Raw genomic sequence first — 21,270 nt, forward strand, 5'->3', positions numbered from 1 at the left:
CGGCTTCCGCCGCGCCATGGTCACACCCCACAGAAGACGGGATCACATACCTCTCCACCGTGCCACAACACGATCTTTCTGCAAGGACCCCTAAGGGGCGCGGGGAACGGCGCGACCAGCCCCCACTGCCCCGCAGTGAACCCCCGACATCAGCTACCCACCCCCAGGGGCGCGGGGAACTGCGCGCTCAGCCGAAACGGAGCCGCGCCCGACGCACCACACCGAACCCCCAGCCACCCAGGGGCGCGGGGAACTGCGCGACCAGCCACAGGCAACCCGCACGTCAAAGCGAGCCGGCGGCAGCCTAGGAGTGGCCGAACTCTGCCGTGGACTCGTCCGGGGCGACGGACACGGACCCCGAGTCCGGGGACGGACGCAGGGGGAACGGGTCCACCCGGGTCTCATCGATCACCGGCGGAGCAGGCCGCGGCGGTTTGGGCATGACCGCGGCCTCCGAGTGGCCGCCACACCCGTACGACAGCGACACCACACGCCCGTCCGCCGGAGAGAACTCGTTCGCACACAGACCGAACGCCTGCCCGAGCGAGCCCCCGATGGGATTCAGGAAGCCACAGCTGACGCACGTGGCGGGAGCGGCCTGGGCCATCGCCGTCTTGGGCCCGTACGACTCCTCCCAGCGGTCGGCGGCGACATGCAGCCCGTACCGCGAGAGCACCCGCGCCCGCCGCATCCCGAGCTCCTCGGCGACGGCGGCGATCGAGCCGCGGGTCGGCACGGCCGGCAGCGCGGCCGGCGTCCCGGCCGTGACCTCGGCGTCCTCCGCCTCCACCAGCTCGGCCATCTCCTCGGAGATCGGCGAGTTCGGCGCGGGCTCGTCCTCGCCGGAGAACCCCGCCTCCAGGCGCAGATCCTCCGCGTCCGTGGGGAGAAGGTCCCCCGGACCCATGTCCCCGGGCCGGAGCCGCTCGCTCCACGGCACCCACTCCGGGGCCTGCAACGCGTCCGGGCCGGGCAGCAGAACCGTCTCGTCGAGGGTGACGAGCTTCGCCCGCGAGGCCCGCGCCACGGTCACCGCCCAGCGCCACCCGCGATAGCCCAGGTCCTTGCACTCGAAGAAGTGCGTGACGACGCGATCCCCTTCGCTGACCATCCCCGCGTGCTCGCCGACGACGCCTGGCACGGCGGCCTCCTCGGCGGCGGCCCGGGCGAGGTCGACGGCCTCGGCGCACAGACGGTCGGGGGTTCGGCTTCGCGTTGTCGCGCTCACAGGTATCGCTTCTCTCCTACGCCGTCTCACGAGTGCGCCGTCCCTCGACGGGGGTGCGGACGGAGCGGACCGGAGGGCCGCGTCGACGTCCGCGCCCGATCGCACTCGGGCGCACCTACGTCATCCATTCTGCGGGATGGCCGAGAGGCGCGCGGCCGAGAACAACCGCCGCGGGCGCGCTACGCACGCTACCGTCTCGTCGGCGCCTGGCCTACACCGCGGTCTCTTCGCCGCTCCTCGGCGTGGCCTTTGCGGGCTCCACGATGGGCGCTTTGCCCGCTCCTCGATGGACGGCTCCGCCCGCTCGACGAGCTGTTCTTCGCCTCTCCGTGGCCAATTCTCGCCCGTCCGCCCTTCCGGCGCGGCTCCACAATCCGCCGAAACCTGCCGCTCAGCGGCGAACTCACAGCGCCCACTCAGCCCCTATACGCGCGGTAACCGCGCTACATGCGCCGTTCTCGGGGCACTATTGCGGAGTGGCAGCCGCGAGGTCGCCCCATGGTGCCACCGGGATCGGTGGGGCCGGGGCGGGACGAACGAGCGGATCGGGCCCGGTTCGCGGGGCCGTCCGTTCCGTCGGGCGTGCCCTGCACCTGCCGTTCACGGGGACGGCCAGGGGCATCAGAAAGGCGACACACGCGCACGGCGCGGGCGAGTCGGGCCTCGGCAAACTGATCGAACTGCACGGCGTGAACGGCGCCGGCGACATGATGATCACCGTCGCGCTCGCCTCCACGGTCTTCTTCTCGGTGCCGACGGACGAGGCCCGCGGCCGTGTGGCGCTCTACCTCGCGATCACGATGGCCCCGTTCGCACTTCTCGCCCCGGTCATCGGCCCGCTCCTGGACCGCCTCCCGCACGGCCGCCGCGCCGCGATGGCGGGCGCGTTCATCGCCCGCGCGTTCATGGCCCTGCTGCTGTCGAGCGCGGTCGTCACCGGCAGCATCGAGCTGTACCCGGCGGCCCTCGGCGTCCTGGTGGCGTCGAAGGCGTACGGCGTGGTCAGAAGCGCGGTGGTGCCCCGGCTCCTGCCACCCGCGTTCTCCCTGGTGAAGGCGAACTCACGGGTCACACTGGGCGGCCTCCTCGCCACCGGTGTCGCCGCCCCCATCGGAGCCGGACTGCAGGCGCTCGGGCCCCGCTATCCGCTCTACGGCGCCTTCGTGATCTTCGTGGCGGGTACGTTCCTGTCGTTCCAGCTCCCGCACAAGGTCGACTCGGCCAAGGGCGAGGACAAGGCCCTGCTCGCCGCGGACGAGCAGCACCTGCACGGGCCGCACCTGAAACCGCCGAAGCGGCCGGGGCTGCGTACGGTCGGCACGGCGGTCACGCACGCGCTCGCCGCGAACGCGTCGCTGCGGTGTCTCTCCGGGTTCCTGATCTTCTTCCTCGCGTTCCTGCTGCGCGAGCATCCGCTGGCCGGCGCGAGCGCGGCGGTCTCACTGGGGATAGTGGGCGTCTCGGCGGGCGCGGGCAACGCCCTCGGCACGGCGGTCGGGGCGGCGCTGAGAACCCGGTCCCCGGAGCTGATCATCGTGACGGTGATCGCTGTGGTGCTGGGTGTCGCGATCACGGCCGCGGTGTTCTTCGGGGTGATCCTTGTCGCGATACTGGCCGCGTTCGCCGGGTTCGCGCAGGCGCTGTCCAAGCTGTCGCTGGACGCGCTGATCCAGCGGGACGTGCCGGAACTGGTCCGGACGTCCGCGTTCGCCCGCTCCGAGACGCTGTTGCAGATGGCGTGGGTGGTCGGCGGGGCGATCGGGATCGCTCTCCCGCTCAACGGCACGCTGGGGTTGTCCGTGGCCGCCGCGATCGTCGCCACCGGCTGGCTCACGACGGTGCGCGGCCTGCTGAGCGCGGCCCGCCGCGGGGGGCGCCAGCACGCGCGGGTGGCTTGAGCGTCACGCACTCGGGGGCTCCGCCCCCGAACCCCCGCTCCTCAAACGCCGGAGAGGCTGAAATACCTCAGGGGCGCGGGGAACTGCGCAATCTTTTAGGGGCGCGGGGAACTGCGCGACCAGCCACGACGGGCCCGCGCCTCTCATCACGGACCTGCCACCCCCAGCCCGTCCGGCGCTTGAGGACAAGGGCGGCGCGCCGCGTACCCCACCCGCGTAGGTGGGGCGCCGGACCCGCCCGATAGCCTTCGGGCATGAGCTCCCAGCGTCCCCTCGCGCGCCGCCGCCGCGCCGTCGCCGCCGCAGGCGCCGTTTCCGCCGGACTTCTCGTCCTGTCCGCCTGTGACAAGCCGACGCCGATGGCCACCGTCACGATCGGCAACGACTCGGTCAGCACCGAGGCCGAGTGCTACAAGGACGGCGACAACATCGGCCGCGCGGAAGCCACCAAGTGCGCCGCCAAGAAGGCTTCCGACACGATCAGCGTCCCGCAGGGCGAGACGCTGCGGATCGGTGTCGACCCGGAGATCGCGGACGAGGGCTGGGCCCTGTGGATCAACGGTCAGCGCGTCACCGACCCGTTCAAGAAGACGTACTACTCCTTCGAGGGCGTCGACCTCTTCGCGAGCCAGCAGGGCCAGCCCGCGCCGAAGACGCTGAACATCAGCATCGTCCAGCAGAACAAGGGCGACTCGGAGTTCGCGGGCGTCTGGAACTTCAAGCTCGAGAACGCCGACGCTTGAGCCGCCCGGTCCGCCGCGCATGCGTGTCCTCGTAGCCACCGCGGTCCTCGTCGAACGCGACGCGGTGGCCGCGGCGTTCGCGCCCTCGACGGCCCGGGAGTACGCGATTCCGGGGGCGGCCCTCAGCAGGGTGGCGAGGCCGCCCTGCGGCCCCGTCGTCTTCGATCTGCTCGCCGCGGGCGTGGGCCCGGCGGCCGCCGCCGCGTCGACCGCGGCCGCGCTCACGGCAGCCGCCCTGGACGAACACACCGATGAACCGGCCGACGCACAGACCCCCGGGCCGTACGACCTGGTCGTCTCCGCCGGTGTCGGGGGCGGTTTCCAGCCTGAGGCGCCCGTCGGGTCGCTCGTCCTCGCGGACGAGATCACCGCGGCGGATCTCGGCGCCGAGACCGCGGACGGATTCGTCCCGGTCACCGAACTGGGCTTCGGGGCCGTCACCCACCGTCCGCCGGAATCACTCGTACGAGCGGTCGCGGCCGCCACCGGAGCACGTACCGGAGCTGTTCTCACCGTCAACACCGTGACCGGAAGCGCCGCACGCGCCGCCGAACTGCGCCGGCGCCATCCGCGGGCACTCGCCGAGGCGATGGAGGGGTTCGGGGTCGCGGAGGCGGCCGCCGCGCACGGCGTGCCCGTGCTGGAACTCCGTGCCGTGTCCAACCCCGTCGGACCCCGCGACCGTGCCGCCTGGCGGATCGGGGACGCCCTCGCGGCACTCACCGGGGCGTTCGGGAAGCTCGCGCCCGCACTGGAGAGTTGGAACCCACATGACCACACACGATGAGCTCAATGCCGGCACCGGGACCGGGACGGGCGCCGAGCCGCTGAAGATCGCGTACTCGCCCTGTCCGAACGACACCTTCGTCTTCGACGCGTGGGCCCATGGCCGGGTCCCGGGCGCGCCCGCGCTGGACGTGACCTTCGCAGACATCGACATCACCAACGGCATGGCGGAACGCGGCGAGTTCGACGTCCTGAAGGTGTCGTACGCCGTCCTGCCGTACGTCCTGGACGAGTGGGCCCTGCTGCCCTGCGGGGGCGCGCTGGGGCGGGGCTGCGGGCCGCTGGTGCTGACCCGGGAGCCCGGCGTGGACCTCACCGGCCGCACGGTCGCCGTGCCGAGCGAGAGGTCGACCGCCTACCTGCTGTTCCGCCTGTGGGCCGCCGACATCGTGCCCGGCGGGGTCGGCGAGATCGTCGTCATGCCGTTCCACGAGATCATGCCGGCGGTGCGGGACGGCAAGGTCGACGCGGGGCTGGTGATCCACGAGGCGCGCTTCACGTACCAGAACTACGGGCTGCACAAGCTCGCGGACATGGGCGAGCACTGGGAGTCGACGACGGGCCTGCCGATCCCGCTCGGCGCGATCATCGCCAAGCGGTCGCTGGGCGACGACACATTGCGGCTGCTCGCCGAGTCCGCCCGTACGTCGGTCCGGGCCGCCTGGGACGATCCCGAGGCGTCGCGGGCGTACGTCATGGAGCATGCCCAGGAGATGGACGTCTCCGTGGCGAACCAGCACATCGGGCTGTACGTCAACGAGTTCACGGCGGACCTCGGCGAGGACGGGTACGCGGCGGTCCGGGGGCTGTTGACGCGGGCGGCGGCCGAGGGGCTGGTGCCGGCTCTTGCGCCGGACGCGCTTTCGTTCCCCTGAACACGCAGGGCGCCCCCAAAAAGCGGCGCCCGCCTCCCCCAGCGGGGTGCGGGCGCCTGCGAAGCAGGTCCCCTAGACGTCCAGTTGGTCCGCCACCGCGCGGAGCAGGCCGGCGATCTTCGCGCCGGAGGCCTTGTCGGGGTAGCGGCCCCTTTCCAGCATGGGCGTGATGTTTTCGAGGAGGGTCGTCAAGTCCTGGACGATGGACGCCAGTTCGTCCGGCTTACGGCGCTGGGCGGCCGCGACGGACGGGGTGGGGTCCAGGATCGTCACCGAAAGCGCCTGGTCACCGCGCTGTCCGGCGACCACGCCGAACTCCACGCGCTGACCCGGCTTGAGAACATCGACTCCGGCGGGCAGGACCGAGGAATGAACGAAGACGTCGCCGCCGTCGTCGCGGGAGAGAAAGCCGAAGCCCTTCTCACTGTTGAACCACTTGACCTTGCCGGTAGGCACGTCTGTCCTCGTCCTCGTACTCGTCGGGAAACGGCATCTGAAAACTGCGGCTGAAACTGCTCGGGAAACGGGTCCGTATAGCACTACAGCGGGTCGTCGGACCCGCCGGTACCAAGGCTAATGGTCCGGCGGCTGCTGACAAGACGTCGCCGGATTGTTCCTCCGCGCAGGGAACTACCCTGGTCGGGTGCGTGACAAAACCCAAACGAATTCCGCCGCGACCGGAGACGGACTGATCCGTGCCGGGGCCATCGTGTTCTTCGTCGGTGCGGTGGCCACACTGGTCACCGTTGCCCCACTGTTGCTGGGTACGACGCCCTTTCCTACGTACATGTTCGGGTTGAGCATGTTGATGGGGGTTGGATTCCTCATCGCGGGGGCGGGGGTGTTCCAGTCGATTGCCAGTGGGCGGCGGCGGGCGCGTGAGGGTTCCTGAAGGATCGTTCGTCGGCCGCGGGTGGGTTGTGGCTGGTCGCGCCCACGCGGCGGAGCCGCAAATGTCTGCAGCCCCGCGCCCCTAAAGGGGCGCGCCCTGGTGAGCCGCCAGCCAATCCGGGAACTCCGTCAGGTCCTTGAGGACCACGTCCGCTCCCGCCTCCCGCAGTTCGTCCGCGTCGCACGGGCCCGTGGCGACCGCCACCGACAGGGCGTTCGCGGTGCGGGCGCCTCGTACGTCGCCGGTGTGGTCACCGACGTAGACGCCCGCGTCGTACTCGCGCAGGGCCTCCGCCTTGCCCTCGGCCCACAGGCCGCCGATGACGGCGTCGGGCTCGATGCCGAGGTGGCTGAGATGCAGCTTGGCATTCGGCTCGTACTTTGCGGTGACGACGATGGCCCGGCCGCCCGCCTCCCGTACCGCCGCTATGGCCTCGCGGGCGCCGGCCATCGCGGGCGTCGGGGCGATGGCGTGTGTGGGGTACATCTCCCGGTAGACGTCCGCCACAGCCTCGACCTCCTCGGCCGGGAACCAGTTCACCAGCTCCTCGGCGAGCGGCGGCCCGAGCCTCGTGATGGTCAGATCGGCATCGATGTACGTCCCCGTCCGCACGGAAAGTGCCTGGTAGCAGGCGCGGATACCGGGCCGGGAGTCAATGAGGGTCATATCGAGATCGAAGCCGACGGTCAGCACACGAGAAGTCATATGGACCATTGTGCCCAGTAGAGGTGGCTCTCCCGTGATGCTCCGGTGAGCATCAGCGCCCCCTTTAGGGGCGCGGGGAACTGCGCGACCAGCCCCCACGGACCCGCACCCGACGAACGCCCCCGACCGCCACATAGACTCAGCCAAGCCTTACCAAACCAGCCAGCAATCCAGCCACGCACTCCCCGGAGCACCAGCCCATGCAAGCCAGACGCCCAGTCGCCCTGGCGGCAGCCGTCGTGGCGCTCCTGCTGGCGATCCTGTTCAGCCTGGCCGTCGGCGCCCGCGCCATCCCCCCGTCCGCCGTCCTGGACGCCCTGCTGAACGGCGGCCACAGCGACGCCGCCGAAGTCGTACGCGGCCTGCGCGTCCCCCGTACCCTCATCGGCCTGATGGTCGGCGCGGGACTCGCGCTCGCGGGCACGGTCCTGCAAGGCATCACCCGCAACCCCATCGCCGACCCCGGCATCCTCGGTATCAGCCAGGGCGCCTCGGTCGGGGTCGTGCTCGCCATCGCGTTCGCGGGGATCCACACGCTCACGGGGTATGTGTGGTTCGCCTTCGCGGGCGCGGCCGTCGCGTCGGTCGCGGTGTACGCGATCGCGTCGAGCGGGCGGGGCGGCGCGACGCCGGTGAAGCTCGCGCTGGGCGGCGCCGCGATCAACGCGCTGCTCGTGTCGGTCACCACGGCCGTGCTCACCACCAAGGCCTCCGCACTGGACGAGTTCCGCTTCTGGCAGGTGGGCTCGCTGGCCGGGCGGGACGCGGAGATCGTGGGGCAGGTGTGGCCGTTCCTGCTGGCCGGGGCCGTGCTCGTGCTGTCGGTCGCCCGCGGGCTCGACGCGCTCGCGCTCGGCGAGGACGTCGCCCAGGGGCTGGGGCAGCAGGTCGCGACGGTACGGATCGTCGGCGGGCTCGGGGCCACCGTCCTCACCGGGGTCGGGGTCGCCGCGGCCGGGCCCCTCGCCTTCATCGGGCTTGCCGTTCCGCACATCGCCCGAGCGATCGTGGGGCCCGCCCACCGGTGGGTGCTGCCGCTCGCCGCGCTCCTCGGCCCGACCATGCTGCTCGTCTCGGACACCGTCGGCCGGGTGCTGTTCCCGCCGAGCGAGGTCCCGGCGGGTGTGATGACGGCGCTGATCGGGGTGCCGTTCCTGGTCGGGCTGGTCCGCAGGAAGGCGGTCCCGGCGTGACGACCAGCCCGAAGGCCGCGACGACCGCGACCACCACCGCCGCAAGGGCGACCACCACCGCCTCCGCCGGCTACTCCGTACTCCGCGCCCGGCGGGCCACCTTCCTGCTGCACCGGCGGGCGGTCGCCGTGGCCGCCGGCCTCGCCCTGCTGCTCGCGGCGGCCTGTCTCGCGTACCTCTGTGTCGGCGAGAGCTTCGTCGCGCCCGGTGAGGTGCTGAAGGTCCTGACGGGGCGGCCGTCGGCGGACGAGCTGGTGGTCGGGACGCTGCGGGCGCCCCGGCTGGTGGTCGGACTGCTCGTCGGGGCGGCCTTCGGGGTCGCGGGCGGGCTGATCCAGACCGTGGCCCGCAATCCGCTCGCGAGCCCGGACATCATCGGGATCAGCCAGGGCGCGAGCGCGCTGACGGTGGGCGCGATGACGTTCGGGGTGACGTCGTACACGGTCCTGCCGTATCTGTCCGTCGTGGGCGGGCTGCTGGCCGCCGCGCTCGTGTACATCTTCGCCTGGCGCGGCGGGCTGCACGCGACGCGGTTCGTGCTCATCGGGATCGGGTTCGCGATCGCGCTGCGCTCGGTGACCACGCTCTTCATGACGAAGGGCGACTATCTCGTCGCGCAGCAGGCGCAGATCTGGATGACGGGCTCGCTGAACGGCCGCGGCTGGGCGGAGGCCGCGCCCCTCGGCTGGACGCTGCTGGTCCTCGTACCGGCCGTCGCGTGGGCGGCCCGGGCACAGCGGGCGGTCGGTCTGGACGACGACACGGCGACGGCGCTCGGTGTGCGGCTGAACCGGGTGCGGCTCGGGCTCGTGGTGCTCGGGGTCGTCCTCGCGTCGGTGGCGACCGGGGCGGCGGGGCCCGTGGACTTCGTGGCGCTGCTGGCTCCGCAGATCGCCCGGCGGATGACCCGGACCGCGCAGATCCCGCTCGTGTGCTCGGCATTGCTGGGTGCCGTCATCGTCGTACTGGCAGATCTGCTGGGGCGGAAGCTGTTCTCGCCGACCGAGGTGCCGGTCGGGGTGTTCACGGCGGCCGTGGGGGCGCCGTATCTGATCTGGCTCATCGTCCGGAGCCGTACCGTCCGTTCTGGGGGCAACGCGTGAGGCAGGGCATGGCCAAGGGGCAGGAGGGGCAGGGCATGAGCAGGCTGTCTGCGCGTGAGCTGACGCTCGCGTACGAGGACCGCACCGTGGTGCGCGAGCTGGACCTCGCGGTCCCCGACGGGCGGGTGACTGTCGTCGTCGGACCCAACGCGTGCGGCAAATCGACGACTCTGCGTGCGCTCGGGCGGCTGCTGAAGCCGAAGGGCGGGGCCGTGCTCCTGGACGGGACCTCGCTCGCCAAGCTGCCCACCAAGCGGATCGCGCAGCAGATCGGGCTGCTGCCGCAGACGCCGGTCGCGCCCGAGGCGATCACGGTCGCGGACCTCGTCTCGCGCGGCCGGCAGCCGCACCAGAGCTGGTGGCAGCAGTGGTCGGAGGCGGACGAGCGGGCCGTGACCGAGGCGATGGAGCGTACGGACGTGGCCTCGCTGGCCGAGCGTCCCGTGGACGAGCTGTCGGGCGGGCAGCGGCAACGGGTCTGGATCGCGATGGCGCTCGCGCAGGAGACCGAACTGCTGCTCCTGGACGAGCCGACGACCTACCTCGACATCGCGCACCAGGTGGAAGTCCTGGACCTGGTACGGCAGTTGAACCATGACCGCGGCCGGACGGTCGTGGTCGTCCTGCACGATCTCAACCAGGCCGCCCGCTACGCCGACCACCTCGTCGCCATGAAGGAGGGACGGATCGTCGCCTCCGGGCCACCGTCGGAGATCGTCACGGCCGATCTCGTACGGGAGGTCTTCGGGCTGGAATGCGTGGTCGTGCCGGATCCGGTGACCGGGTCGCCGCTGGTGGTGCCCGGCGCCCCGTGGCGGGGCGGGGATGCCCAAGTCCCGGCCCAGGAAGGCCAGAAGGCCCACGCAGACCGGAAGGCCCAGGAAGGCCCGAAGGGCCAGGAGGACACAGCCGCTTCCAGCACTACCTAGGGCGCTGCGACCTCCACACCAGGTACAGCGCCGAGGCGATGGCCGCGCCGCGCAGGACCCAGGGCCAGGTCTCGGCGACCGCGTCGTTCATGTGGCCGTCCGCGATGGGCATGCCCCAGCGGCCTTCCGTACGGCCCCAGAGCCAGACGATGCCCGCGGTGACGACCAAGCCGGGGACGCCGAGGACGGCCCACTTCGACTCGGTGGGGCTGAGGCGGCGCGAGAGGTAGGCGATGAGCCAGCCGAGGCCGAGCATCACGAGGTTGCCGATGGCGGCGCCCGCGACCAGCAGGGCCGCGGCGAGCAGCAGCAGGGGGTTCGTCCAGCCGCCGCCGACGGGGCGCAGCCGCGGGACCAGGCGGCGGGTCTTCTTTCCGGCCGCCGTGTCCGTCTCGGCCGCCTCGACGGGTGCCGGGGGCACGACGGGCGCCGCGGACTTCGGACCCGTCTCGTCCGGCTCGTCCGTCTCGTCCGTCTTCCGGGGCGGTGGCCTGAGCAGTTCGGGGATCTCGATGCCGCCGGTGAACCCGGGCACGCTGTCCGCCGCCCCGAACGGGCTGCTCTCCACCCGCCACCAGTCGGGCTGTCCTGACCCGAGTTCCTCCGTGCTCGCGAGGTGCGGCGGGGAGGGCGCAGAGTCGGCCGTCGCGGGGACGTCCGGCTCGGCGGGGCGCGGCCGGGGGACGACCCGGCGCAGGCGCTTGGACCGCGGCTCGGGTTCCTGGGCGCGCTGGGTGGGGACGGCCGCGCGGGGCTCGGCCGGGCCCTCGCCCCCGCCGGTGTCGGCGTTCGCGGCGGCGACGACCGACTCGGGGGTGCCGAGCCGTTCGAGGATGCGGCGGACCGCCGCCGGACTGTCGACGGTCGCCTTGGCCCGGCGCCGGTCGATCTCGTTGCGCAGCTCCGAGACCAGGCGCATGCGGATGCCCGACGGCAGCTGCCGTTGCTGGGCCACGTCGCCGACACGGCTCAGATACTCGTAGACGACCTGGTCGCTCTCGATACCCACGAAGTCCCCTCCGGGGCGGGTGCGTCGAATACCCCGTGGGACGACGTTAGCGCAGGGGGGTGGGCACGGACGCGGGTCAGGTCGGCTCGCACACGCGCGGGTTCTCCACTTCCGGGAGGAACGCCGCCGGGTGGAGCGCGATGCCGATGACGGCGGCCCGCTCGGCGAACCGCTCGGCGAACCGCTCGGCGAACCGCTTGCTGGCGTCGAGGCCCGCCCTCGGATCCCCCAACCCCCTTGGCCGGCCGAGCAGTTGACCGGGAGCCCGGGGTGACCGGTGGGGTCGGAGTGCCGCCAGGGGTGACGTGATCCTCCTGACGATGTTCATCCCGTGGCCGTCCGGGAGACGTCCCGTTCGCCCGGCGTCCGCCCGGTAAGGGGGTCCCGGGCCCTGGCGGACGGCCCCTGGCGGGCCCGCCACCCGCTACCGTTGAGCGGATGAGCAGCGATGAGAAGCAGGTGGCCCCGCGGTCCCTCGCGGAGGCGCTCCGCGCGAAGGACGACGGTTCCCTCGCCGCGCTCCTGCGCGCCCGCCCGGACCTCATCACGCCCGTCCCGACCGACCTCACACAGCTCGCCACCCGGGCCGGCACCCGCGCCTCGGTGATCCGCGCCCTGGAGCGCCTGGACCGGTTCACGCTCCAGACGGCGGAGGCGCTGGCGGTGGCCCCGGAGCCGGCGGACCGCGGGACGCTCCTGGCGCTGCTGGCCGGTGACGAGAACGACCCCGCGGTCGTCGGGGCGTTCCCGCACGCCCTGGCCGCCCTGCGCGAACAGGCCCTGGTGTGGGGCCCGGACGACCGGCTCCGCCTGGTCCGCACGGCCCGCGAACTGCTCGCGCCCTCGCCTCAGCACCCGTCCCCGACAGGTCTCGGGCCGACGGTCGCGGAGGCCACCTCGGGCATGTCCCCCGGCCGGATCCAGGAGATCCTCACGGCGGCGGGGCTGCCCACGACACACGACGCGGTGTCGGCGGTGGCGTCCCTGACCGGCCTCTTCACCGACCGCGCCCGGATGGCGGAGCTGCTCGCCGCGGCCCCGCCGGACTCCCTGGACGTCCTGTCCCGGCTGGTCTGGGGCCCGCCCTACGGCCAGGTGACCGCCGATCCCGCCTCGCGGCTGCGCTGGCTCCTGGACCGCGGTCTGCTGCTGCCGACGGCGCCCGGCACGGTCGTACTGCCCCGCGAGGTCGCACTGCACCTCCGGGCGGGCCGCGCCCATCGCGAGACCGAGCCCCTGCCGCCGGCGGTCGAGCCCGCCGCCACGCACCGTCCACAGGTTGTGGACACGACGGCGGCCGGCCAGGCGTACACCTCGCTCGCGACCATCGAGGAGCTGCTCAAGGACTGGGACGAGGGCGGTCCGACCGTCCTGCGCGCGGGCGGCCTGAGCGTACGGGACCTCAAGCGCACCGCCGTGGCCCTGGACGTCCCGGAGCCGGTCGCCGCGTTCTGGGTCGAACTCGCCTACGCGGCAGGCCTGTTGGCGTCGGACGGCGAGGCCGACGAGCGGTACGCGGCGACTCCGGCGTACGACGAGTGGCTGGAGCTCCCGGCGGCCGCGCGCTGGACGCGGCTGGCCACGGCCTGGCTGTCCGCCACCCGCACGGCGGGCGTGATCGGCGGCCGGGACGCCAAGGAGCGCACGCTCTCCGCGCTGGGCCCGGGCCTCGACCGCTCGGCCGCCCCCGAGGTCCGCCACCGTGTCCTGACGCTCCTGGCCGCGCTCCCCGAGGGCGCCTCCGCGTCCCCCGACTCCCTCGTCGCCCGTCTCCACTGGGAGCGCGCGCTGCGCGGGGCCGCCTCCTCGGACGACCTGCGGGCCCGGCTCGCCCGGTGGACGCTGTCCGAGGCCGAGTCGCTGGGGATCACCGGGCGGGGGGCGCTGTCGGCGCACGGGCGGGCGCTGATCGGGGCGCAACCGGGCGCGGCCGCCCCGGAGACGAGGACGGGAACGGAGACGGGAACGGGGGCGGAGACGGGGACTGAGGCGGGAATCGCGACAGGGATCGCGACGGACTCCGGCCCGGGCGACAAACTCCCCGTGCACCACCACAGGCACCACCCCGCGCCCCCTCCGCAGCCCCGCTCGGCCGCCGAGCTGGCCTCCGCCGCCGCCCGCGCCGGCAAGCTGCTCGCGCCCCTGCTCCCCGAGCCCCTCGACCACGTCCTCCTTCAGGCGGACCTGACGGCGGTGGCCCCCGGTCCGCTGCAACGCCCGCTCGCGGACACGCTGGACGTCCTCGCGGACGTGGAGTCGAAGGGCGGGGCGACGGTGTACCGCTTCACGCCGGGCTCCGTCCGCCGGGCCCTGGACGCGGGCCGCTCGGCCTCGGACCTGCACGCCTTCCTCGCCGAGCACTCCCGTACGCCGGTTCCGCAGCCGCTCACCTACCTGATCGACGACGTGGCGCGCAGGCACGGCCATCTGCGGATCGGCTCGGCGTCGGCGTACGTCCGCTGCGACGACGACGCCCTGCTGAACGAGATCATCGCCGACAAGCGCTCCCAGGGGCTGCGGCTGCGCCGTCTCGCGCCGACGGTGCTGGCCGCGCAGGCCGACCCGGCCACGCTGCTCGAAGGGCTGCGTTCGATGGGCTTCGCACCGGCCGCCGAGTCCGCCGAGGGCGACGTACTGATCACCCGCGCGCACGCCCACCGCACGCCCCCGCGCACGGCGCCCGAGCCGGTCCCGGACGGTCCGCCGTCCCCCGACACCACCCTGCTGGGCGCCGCGATCCGGGCCATCCGCGCGGGCGACCTGGCCTCCACGACCCCGCACAAGCCCACCGCCTCCGCCGCTCCCGGCCGCAACGGCACGCTCCCGCGCACCACCTCCGCCGAGACCCTCGCCACCATGCAGGCGGCCGTCCTCACCGGCGACACCCTCTGGATCGGGTACGTCAACGCCGAGGGCTCCGCCAGCCAGCGCGTCATCGCCCCGATCAAGGTGGAGGGCGGCTTCGTGACGGCGTACGACCACACCGCGGACGAGGTCCGCACCTATCCGCTGCACCGGGTGACAGGCGTCGCGGAGCTGGCGGACGAGCAGGCCTGAGGTAGGCCTGAGGCAGAGCTTGGGCAGAGCTGGGGGCGCGCTTGAGGCCGTCCCGGCCGGACACCGCAGCCGTCCCGGCCGGAAACCGCACCCCGCCCCCGGCCGGAGGTCCGCCCCCGTCTCACTCGTCCGGGTGTACGCGGCCGTTCATGCACGCCACGCCGGACGCTTCCCACCCATGAGGGACCTTCGGGGACCTCCCGCATCGCGGCGCGAGTCGCGGGGCAGCCACTGGACGTCCTGATCAGGCACCCGCCCGATCACACAGCCAGGAGGTAGTCCCATGCGCACTGCTCGCCGTGTCGCCACCGTTCTGATCGGTACCGCCGCGCTGCTCGGCGCACTCGCGTCACAGGCCGCCGCGATCGGTATCGATCTCGGCGGGGGCCTGACCCTCTGAGGCCGCCCCCGCACGTCCGGCACGCCCAGCACGCCCAGCGGGCCGGACTCGGCATCCCGAGTCCGGCCCGTCCCCTCCGAGGGCCCCCACCCCCGCTCAGCAGCGTCAGAAAGGCCTCAGAAACCCCATGCGTTCCACGCTCCCGACCCGCACCGCGACCGGCACCCGTGCCGCGATCCGTACCGCCGCCACCGCCACGCTCTTCGCCTCGGCCGCGCTCGTCGGCATGTTCGCCCCGCAGGCCGCCGCCGCGCAGCCCGCGCTGCCGCTGCCCATTCCGATCGCCGCCGTGGAACCGCTCGTCACCGAGGGGGTCACGGTCGAGGGCCCGCTGGTCAACAACATCACTCTGCCCACGCTGAAGTAGCCCGGCGCATCCGGTAGCTGTCCCCTTCGAGGCGGACGATCTCCGCGTGGTGCGCGAGGCGGTCGACCATCGCGGGGGCGGCGCCGCCGAAGATCTCGTCCCAGCGGCCGAGCGGGCGGTCGCCGGTCACGATCAGCGAGGACCGCTCGTAGCGGTGCGCGACGAGCTGGAAGAAGAGATGGGCGGTGTCCGCGTCGAACGGGGTGTAGCCGACCTCGTCCACGATCAGCAGCGGGTGGGCGTCCAGCGCGGCCAGCTCCTCGGCGAGCCGCCCGGCCGCCCGCGCCTCCGTCAGCCTCGCGGCCCACTGGGCGGCGGTCGCGAACAGCACCTGGTGTCCCGCCTGGCAGGCCCGCACACCGAGGCCTACGGCGAGATGCGTCTTGCCGGTGCCAGGAGGCCCGACGAACACCACGTTCCGCCGCGCGGCCACGAAGTCCAGCTTGCCGAGCCGGGCCAGCACCTCCCGGTCGAAGTCCCGCGGATGATCCTCGTCGAACTCCTCCAGCTGCTTCCGCGACGGAAAACGGGCGGCACGGATCCGGGTCTCGGCCCCCGTCTCGTAGGGGTCGTAGGCGTCGTAGGGCTCGGACGAGGACAGGTACGAGCCCGTCGCCTGGGCCGGAATCGGGACCGGGACCGTGCTCGGGACCAGGGCCGGGGCCCGCATGGCCGCCGCCGAGGTCGAGAACTCGGCCGGGACGGACGCCGAGGCGGAATACCCCCCGCCGACTCCGTCCTGGCCGTGCGCCGGCATGGGCCCGTGCCCGTGCCCCTTGTGCGAGCGGTCCCCGTGCTCCGCCATCGGCCCCGACATGTACGCCAGGATCGCCGCCGAGGCGATGAAGGCCATGTGGATCACCGTCCCCCACAGCAGCGCGTGCTGCGAGGTGTGGTGCACGTCCACGAACATCTGGAGCAGGTGGACGGAGGAGATGCCCACGATGGCGGTGGCGAGCTTCACCTTCAGGACGTTGGAGTTGACGTGCGAGAGCCATTCCGGCTGGTCACGGTGGCCCTGGAGACCGATGCGGGAGACGAAGGTCTCGTATCCCCCGACGATCACCATGATCAGCAGGTTCGCGATCATGACGACGTCGACCAGCTTCAGCACGGCGAGCATGACGTACGTCTCGTTCGCCTGTCCGGTCACGCACCGGAGGATTAAATTCCACAGCTCGTTGAAGAACTTGTAGACGTACACGCCCTGCGCGGCCACCAGCCCGAAGTAGAGCGGAGCCTGCAGCCAGCGGGTGGCGAAGAGCGCGTACCCGAGCGTCGTGGACGGCTGGGACACGACGGGCAGCGGAACAGTCGGTGAGGCCGGCGGGGGCGCCTGCGGCGGGGCATGGATGTGGCTGTGACCGGGTGCGGACAACGGTGGCTCTCCCTGGGCGGTGACCTGGGCAGTGACCTGCGGGGATCGCCATTCTTCGGGTCCGCGGCCGTAAATCTGAATTCCCACCACTCATTGGAATGAATAGACATCCAGTAGGACAGGACGGGGCGTCACCCGGTTCACAGCGTGCCGCGTGGACGATCAGGCACACTGGACGTTTGGCCGTGCACACCGCACAGCTGTGCAGAAGGGGACGCACGCGTGAATGGTCCACTCATCGTCCAGTCCGACAAGACGCTGCTCCTGGAGGTCGACCACGAGCTGGCGGACGAGTGCCGTCGTGCCATCGCTCCCTTCGCCGAGCTGGAGCGGGCGCCGGAGCACATCCACACGTACCGGCTGACGCCGCTCGGGCTGTGGAACGCGCGCGCGGCCGGGCACGACGCCGAGCAGGTCGTCGACGCGCTCGTGCAGTACAGCCGCTATCCGGTGCCGCACGCGCTGCTGGTCGACATCGCCGAGACGATGGACCGCTATGGACGGCTGACGCTGTCCAAGGACCCGGCGCACGGGCTCGTCCTCACGACCACCGACCGGCCCGTGCTGGAGGAGATCCTCCGCTCGAAGCGGGTCATTCCGCTGGTCGGCGCCCGGATCGACCCGGACACGGTCGCCGTGCACCCCTCCGAGCGCGGCCAGATCAAGCAGACGCTGCTGAGGCTGGGCTGGCCGGCGGAGGACCTCGCCGGGTACGTGGACGGCGAGGCGCACCCCATCGAGCTGGCCGAGGACGGCTGGGCGCTGCGGCCGTACCAGAAGCAGGCGGTCGAGAACTTCTGGCACGGCGGGTCAGGGGTGGTCGTACTCCCCTGTGGCGCCGGAAAGACGCTGGTCGGCGCCGGGTCCATGGCCCAGGCGAAGGCCACGACCCTGATCCTCGTCACGAACACCGTCTCCGCCCGGCAGTGGAAGCACGAGCTGGTGAAGCGGACCTCACTGACCGAGGAGGAGATCGGCGAGTACAGCGGTACGCGGAAGGAGATCCGGCCGGTCACCATCGCGACCTACCAGGTCCTGACGACGAAGCGGAAGGGTGTCTATCCGCACCTGGAGCTGTTCGACTCGCGCGACTGGGGTCTGATCGTCTACGACGAGGTGCATCTGCTGCCCGCGCCGGTCTTCAAGTTCACGGCGGACCTTCAAGCGCGCCGGCGCCTGGGCCTTACGGCCACGCTGGTGCGCGAGGACGGCCGTGAGTCGGACGTGTTCTCGCTGATCGGCCCGAAGCGTTTTGACGCTCCTTGGAAGGAGATCGAGGCGCAGGGGTACATCGCGCCCGCGGACTGCGTGGAGGTCCGCGTCAATCTCACGGACGCCGAGCGGCTCGCGTACGCGACCGCCGAGACGGAGGAGAAGTACCGCTTCTGCGCGACGACCGCGACGAAGCGGAAGGTGACGGAGGCGCTGGTGCGGCGGTTCGCCGGGCAGCAGATCCTTGTCATCGGGCAGTACATCGACCAGCTCGACGAGCTGGGCGAGCACCTGGACGCGCCGGTCATCAAGGGTGAGACGTCGAACGCGCAGCGCGAGAAGCTCTTCGAGGCGTTTCGGCAGGGCGAGATCAGTGTGCTCGTGGTGTCGAAGGTGGCGAACTTCTCGATCGACCTGCCGGAGGCGACTGTCGCGATCCAGGTGTCGGGGACGTTCGGGTCGCGGCAGGAGGAGGCGCAGCGGCTCGGGCGGGTGCTGCGGCCGAAGGCCGACGGGCACCAGGCGCACTTCTACTCGGTGGTGGCTCGGGACACGATCGATCAGGACTTCGCTGCGCATCGACAGCGGTTCTTGGCTGAGCAGGGGTATGCGTATCGCATTGTGGATGCGGATGAGTTGCTTGCGGGCAGTTGAGCGGGAGGTTGTATCGAGGGTGCGGGTTGGTGGGGGCTGGTCGCGCAGTTCCCCGCGCCCCTAAAAACTAAAGGATTGCGCCGTTCCCCGCGCCCCTGAAAGCCCGTGGCCGAGGTCGGTTCGTCACGTGGCGGCCGTCGTTGGTTGCTCGCGCCGTTCCTCGCGCCCCTAAGAGCCAAAAGACTGCGCCGTTCCTCGCGCCCCTGAAGGGCGTCGGTGGGGCTACCGGCGGCGTACGCCTGCTTCCTCTTCGTATTCTCCGAGGAGGATCACGCCCATCGCGGCGGTTGCGAAGACCTTGATGGCGCGGAGGGTGTCGCCGAGGCGGTGGCGGTGGCTGCCGTGGAGGGCGGTGGCTCCCGGGGGTGCGCCGGGACTGACGGGGGCTGGGGTGAAGGTCGCTGTGCTCATGTATCCATAGTCGGTTTTCGGCGTTCCGGATTCATCGGCCTGCGGACCGAACCTTCGTGGTCCGCGCGTACGACTCCGGAGTGACCCGTCCCCCGTAGGGAGGGGGACGGCGTCCCCTAGGGGACGCGGCGATAAATGGTTGGCCCCCATCACCTCCTCTCGCCTAAAATCTCCGCTCTTGCCCGCCTCCCTCGCGGAGTGCCGCCGACCGGACGGAAACCGGTCGGCACACAGCCCGGCCATACGGCGACAGCCCCGCCCTACGGCGATGAGGCACACCCACGCAGCAGGCTCCAGGCCCCGGAGGCATCACCCGTGTCCACCCCGCCCGACTCCGCCATGCCGGTCCCCGATCCGTCCGGCGACCCGCTCTCCCGCGAGCGCGCCCACCTCACCCACTCCCGTGCCGCCCTGCGCTCCATGCGCGAGGACGTCGAGTCGCTCGACATCCGGGACGTCACCGCGAACTGGGTCAACGCGGAGGTTCTGGCCCATCAGATCGACGCGCGCGTGAAAGCCCTCGCCGACCTCTCGCACACCCCGCTCTTCTTCGGCCGCCTCGACTATCTGCACTCGCCGGGCGCCGACCGGGCCGAGGGCGCGGAGGGCGAGCGGTTCTACATCGGGCGCCGGCACGTGCACGACGCCGACGGGGACCCGATGGTGATCGACTGGCGTGCCCCGGTGTCCCAGCCCTTCTACCGGGCCTCCAAGAAGAACCCGCTGGACATCGCCCTGCGCCGCCGCTTCGGCTACACGGCCGGCGACCTCACCGCGTACGAGGACGAGCACCTCTCCGACCCCACCGATTCATCGGGGGACGCCGCCACCAGCAAGCTGCTCCAGCAGGAGATCGAGCGCCCGCGCGTCGGCCCGATGCGCGACATCGTGGCGACGATCCAGCCCGAGCAGGACGAGATCGTACGGTCCGGTCTCGGCGGCACGGTCTGTGTGCAGGGCGGTCCGGGCACCGGGAAGACGGCCGTCGGCCTGCACCGGGTCGCCTACCTCCTCTACGCCCACCGCGACCGGCTGGCCCGCACCGGCACGCTGGTCATCGGGCCGAACGCGTCCTTCCTCCACTACATCGAGCAAGTACTGCCCGCGCTGGGCGAGTTGGAGGTCAAGCAGGCCACGGTCGACGACCTGGTCGCGCATGTGGAGGTGCGGGGCAGGGACGAGGCGGCGACCGCGGTCGTCAAGGGCGACGCACGGATGGCCGAGGTGCTGCGCCGGGCCGTCCGCTCGCACGTGACCATGCCCGTCGAACCGGTCGTGGTGGTGCGCGGTTCCCGGCGCTGGCGCGTCCCGGCGTACGAACTCGAAGTCATCGTCCGGGAGTTGCTCGACCGGGACATCCGGTACGGCGCCGCCCGCGAGGCCCTTCCGCAGCGCATCGCGCACGCCGTGCTGGTGCAGATGGAGCGGTCGGGCGAGGCCCCGGACGACCGGGTGCAGGACGCCGTGGCCCGCAACCCCGCGGTGAAGGCGGCGGTGAAGAGTCTCTGGCCGCCGGTCGAGCCCGCGAAACTCGTGCTGCGTCTGCTCTCCGACGCCGACTTCCTGGCCACCCACGCCGAGGGCGTTCTCACCGAGGACGAGCAGAAGGCGATCCTCTGGAGCAAGCCCGTACGGTCGGTTAAATCCGCCAAGTGGGCAGCCGCGGACGCCGTGTTGATCGACGAGGCCACCGACCTCGTACAGCGCACGCACTCGCTCGGGCATGTGGTGCTCGACGAGGCGCAGGACCTGTCCCCCATGCAGTACCGGGCGGTGGGGCGGCGCTGCACGACCGGTTCGGCGACCGTGCTCGGCGACCTGGCGCAGGGCACGACGCCCTGGGCGACCCGGAGTTGGGAGGAGGCACTGACCCACCTGGGCAAGGGCGACGCGGTCGTCGAGGAGCTGACGGCCGGTTTCCGTGTGCCGACGGACGTCATCACGTACGCGTCCCGGCTCCTCCCTCACATCGCGCCCGGCCTGACCCCGGTGGCGTCGGTCCGCGAGAACCCGGGCTTCTTCGAGGTCCGCCCGGCCACCGCGGACACCGCGGACATCGCGAACACCGAAGTGGTCGCCGCCTGCGAGGAGTTGCTGCGCAACGAGGGCTCGGTCGGGCTCATCGCCGCCGACGCGCGCGTACCGCTGCTGGCCGAGGCCCTGGCGGCGGCCGGGCTCCCCTGCCTCGGTCCCGGTGAGGAGACGACCCTCACCACCCGGCTCACCCTGGTCCCGGCCTCGCTCGCCAAGGGCCTGGAGTACGACTACGTGGTCCTGGACGAGCCCCGGGCCGTCGTCGACGGCGAACCGGACGAACGCACCGGCCTGCGCCGCCTGTACGTGTCCCTGACCCGAGCGGTCTCGGGCCTGATCGTCACGCACGCGGCACCGCTTCCGCCCCAACTCGCCGAGGGGGCAGGCACGTTGTGA

19 protein-coding genes are annotated in these 21,270 nt (G+C 72.1%); 12 read left to right on the plus strand and 7 right to left on the minus strand.

Annotated elements, in window-relative coordinates:
• Positions 1-304: 304 nt before the first annotated feature.
• A complete protein-coding gene (locus ACIBEI_RS44495) occupies positions 305-1,228 on the minus strand; it encodes a DUF3027 domain-containing protein (RefSeq protein ID WP_398896764.1) in 924 nt (307 codons plus the stop codon).
• Between the two features lie 476 nt (positions 1,229-1,704).
• On the opposite strand from ACIBEI_RS44495, the gene ACIBEI_RS44500 reads away from it, so the two are divergent.
• The 4 genes from ACIBEI_RS44500 (at position 1,705) to ACIBEI_RS44515 (ending at position 5,530) form a co-directional block, all read left to right on the plus strand.
• Entirely contained in the window at positions 1,705-3,126 is a 1,422-nt protein-coding gene (locus ACIBEI_RS44500; protein WP_398896766.1) for an MFS transporter, read from the plus strand.
• 254 nt (positions 3,127-3,380) lie between these two features.
• A complete protein-coding gene (locus ACIBEI_RS44505; RefSeq protein ID WP_398896768.1) occupies positions 3,381-3,869 on the plus strand; it encodes a hypothetical protein in 489 nt (162 codons plus the stop codon).
• Positions 3,870-3,888: 19 nt separating this feature from the next.
• Positions 3,889-4,656: a futalosine hydrolase gene (locus ACIBEI_RS44510; protein WP_398896770.1), complete on the plus strand. Its 768-nt coding sequence runs from the start codon at positions 3,889-3,891 to the stop codon at positions 4,654-4,656.
• The gene (locus tag ACIBEI_RS44515) at positions 4,640-5,530 is read left to right on the plus strand and encodes a 1,4-dihydroxy-6-naphthoate synthase (protein WP_398896772.1); all 891 of its coding nucleotides are present in this window, start codon (positions 4,640-4,642) and stop codon (positions 5,528-5,530) included. Before ACIBEI_RS44510 ends, ACIBEI_RS44515 begins: the two co-directional genes overlap by 17 nt.
• Before the next feature lie 72 nt (positions 5,531-5,602).
• Here ACIBEI_RS44515 and ACIBEI_RS44520 read toward each other — a convergent pair whose 3' ends face one another.
• Positions 5,603-5,986 carry a cold-shock protein gene (locus tag ACIBEI_RS44520; protein ID WP_055610283.1) on the minus strand — a complete coding sequence of 128 codons (384 nt, stop codon included), beginning with the start codon at positions 5,984-5,986 and terminating at the stop codon, positions 5,603-5,605.
• A gap of 187 nt (positions 5,987-6,173) precedes the next feature.
• Between ACIBEI_RS44520 and ACIBEI_RS44525 the strand changes: the two genes are divergently transcribed.
• The gene (locus tag ACIBEI_RS44525; protein ID WP_398896774.1) at positions 6,174-6,422 is read left to right on the plus strand and encodes a hypothetical protein; all 249 of its coding nucleotides are present in this window, start codon (positions 6,174-6,176) and stop codon (positions 6,420-6,422) included.
• 81 nt (positions 6,423-6,503) lie between these two features.
• On the opposite strand, the gene ACIBEI_RS44530 is transcribed toward ACIBEI_RS44525, so the two are convergent.
• Positions 6,504-7,127, minus strand: a complete 624-nt coding sequence (locus tag ACIBEI_RS44530; RefSeq protein WP_398896776.1) for an HAD family hydrolase — start codon at positions 7,125-7,127, stop codon at positions 6,504-6,506.
• Between the two features lie 200 nt (positions 7,128-7,327).
• On the opposite strand from ACIBEI_RS44530, the gene ACIBEI_RS44535 reads away from it, so the two are divergent.
• The 3 genes from ACIBEI_RS44535 (at position 7,328) to ACIBEI_RS44545 (ending at position 10,352) form a co-directional block, all read left to right on the plus strand.
• On the plus strand, positions 7,328-8,320 hold the full coding sequence (locus ACIBEI_RS44535) for a FecCD family ABC transporter permease (RefSeq protein ID WP_398896778.1): 993 nt from the start codon (positions 7,328-7,330) through the stop codon (positions 8,318-8,320).
• 104 nt (positions 8,321-8,424) lie between these two features.
• The gene (locus tag ACIBEI_RS44540) at positions 8,425-9,423 is read left to right on the plus strand and encodes a FecCD family ABC transporter permease (RefSeq protein ID WP_398896873.1); all 999 of its coding nucleotides are present in this window, start codon (positions 8,425-8,427) and stop codon (positions 9,421-9,423) included.
• A gap of 35 nt (positions 9,424-9,458) precedes the next feature.
• Positions 9,459-10,352 carry an ABC transporter ATP-binding protein gene (locus ACIBEI_RS44545; protein ID WP_398896780.1) on the plus strand — a complete coding sequence of 298 codons (894 nt, stop codon included), beginning with the start codon at positions 9,459-9,461 and terminating at the stop codon, positions 10,350-10,352.
• Here the strand turns inward: ACIBEI_RS44545 and ACIBEI_RS44550 are convergent.
• Together ACIBEI_RS44550 and ACIBEI_RS44555 are read right to left on the minus strand one after the other, a co-directional pair.
• Positions 10,345-11,361, minus strand: coding sequence for a hypothetical protein (locus ACIBEI_RS44550; RefSeq protein WP_398896782.1), 1,017 nt, complete (start codon positions 11,359-11,361; stop codon positions 10,345-10,347). The genes ACIBEI_RS44545 and ACIBEI_RS44550 overlap by 8 nt on opposite strands.
• Before the next feature lie 76 nt (positions 11,362-11,437).
• Positions 11,438-11,593, minus strand: a complete 156-nt coding sequence (locus ACIBEI_RS44555; protein WP_398896784.1) for a hypothetical protein — start codon at positions 11,591-11,593, stop codon at positions 11,438-11,440.
• Positions 11,594-11,799: 206 nt separating this feature from the next.
• On the opposite strand from ACIBEI_RS44555, the gene ACIBEI_RS44560 reads away from it, so the two are divergent.
• Positions 11,800-14,418: a helicase-associated domain-containing protein gene (locus tag ACIBEI_RS44560; protein WP_398896786.1), complete on the plus strand. Its 2,619-nt coding sequence runs from the start codon at positions 11,800-11,802 to the stop codon at positions 14,416-14,418.
• 527 nt (positions 14,419-14,945) lie between these two features.
• Complete coding sequence (locus ACIBEI_RS44565; RefSeq protein ID WP_398896788.1) at positions 14,946-15,185, plus strand: hypothetical protein; 240 nt, start codon at positions 14,946-14,948, stop codon at positions 15,183-15,185.
• Here the strand turns inward: ACIBEI_RS44565 and istB are convergent.
• The gene (gene istB, locus ACIBEI_RS44570; protein WP_398896789.1) at positions 15,163-16,482 is read right to left on the minus strand and encodes an IS21-like element helper ATPase IstB; all 1,320 of its coding nucleotides are present in this window, start codon (positions 16,480-16,482) and stop codon (positions 15,163-15,165) included. The two genes, ACIBEI_RS44565 and istB, sit on opposite strands and share 23 nt — an antisense overlap.
• 303 nt (positions 16,483-16,785) lie before the next feature.
• Here istB and ACIBEI_RS44575 point away from each other — a divergent pair, with 303 nt between their 5' ends.
• Entirely contained in the window at positions 16,786-18,429 is a 1,644-nt protein-coding gene (locus tag ACIBEI_RS44575; RefSeq protein ID WP_398896791.1) for a DNA repair helicase XPB, read from the plus strand.
• A gap of 222 nt (positions 18,430-18,651) precedes the next feature.
• Here ACIBEI_RS44575 and ACIBEI_RS44580 read toward each other — a convergent pair whose 3' ends face one another.
• Positions 18,652-18,840 (minus strand): hypothetical protein, encoded by a 189-nt coding sequence (locus ACIBEI_RS44580; protein WP_398896793.1) that lies wholly within the window; start codon positions 18,838-18,840, stop codon positions 18,652-18,654.
• Between the two features lie 339 nt (positions 18,841-19,179).
• Here ACIBEI_RS44580 and ACIBEI_RS44585 point away from each other — a divergent pair, with 339 nt between their 5' ends.
• Complete coding sequence (locus ACIBEI_RS44585; protein ID WP_398896874.1) at positions 19,180-21,270, plus strand: HelD family protein; 2,091 nt, start codon at positions 19,180-19,182, stop codon at positions 21,268-21,270.

The organism is Streptomyces sp. NPDC050988, assembly GCF_044456225.1.
Classification (GTDB): Bacteria; Actinomycetota; Actinomycetes; order Streptomycetales; family Streptomycetaceae; genus Streptomyces.

Coding starts and splice junctions, on each gene's coding strand:
- ACIBEI_RS44515 (WP_398896772.1), top strand. CDS start 4,640: ATGACCACACACGATGAGCTCAATGCCGGCACCGGGACCGGGACGGGC.
- ACIBEI_RS44505 (WP_398896768.1), top strand. CDS start 3,381: ATGAGCTCCCAGCGTCCCCTCGCGCGCCGCCGCCGCGCCGTCGCCGCC.
- ACIBEI_RS44530 (WP_398896776.1), bottom strand. CDS start 7,127: ATGACTTCTCGTGTGCTGACCGTCGGCTTCGATCTCGATATGACCCTC.
- ACIBEI_RS44545 (WP_398896780.1), top strand. CDS start 9,459: ATGAGCAGGCTGTCTGCGCGTGAGCTGACGCTCGCGTACGAGGACCGC.
- ACIBEI_RS44510 (WP_398896770.1), top strand. CDS start 3,889: ATGCGTGTCCTCGTAGCCACCGCGGTCCTCGTCGAACGCGACGCGGTG.
- ACIBEI_RS44565 (WP_398896788.1), top strand. CDS start 14,946: ATGCGTTCCACGCTCCCGACCCGCACCGCGACCGGCACCCGTGCCGCG.
- ACIBEI_RS44585 (WP_398896874.1), top strand. CDS start 19,180: ATGCCGGTCCCCGATCCGTCCGGCGACCCGCTCTCCCGCGAGCGCGCC.
- ACIBEI_RS44535 (WP_398896778.1), top strand. CDS start 7,328: ATGCAAGCCAGACGCCCAGTCGCCCTGGCGGCAGCCGTCGTGGCGCTC.
- ACIBEI_RS44580 (WP_398896793.1), bottom strand. CDS start 18,840: ATGAGCACAGCGACCTTCACCCCAGCCCCCGTCAGTCCCGGCGCACCC.
- ACIBEI_RS44560 (WP_398896786.1), top strand. CDS start 11,800: ATGAGCAGCGATGAGAAGCAGGTGGCCCCGCGGTCCCTCGCGGAGGCG.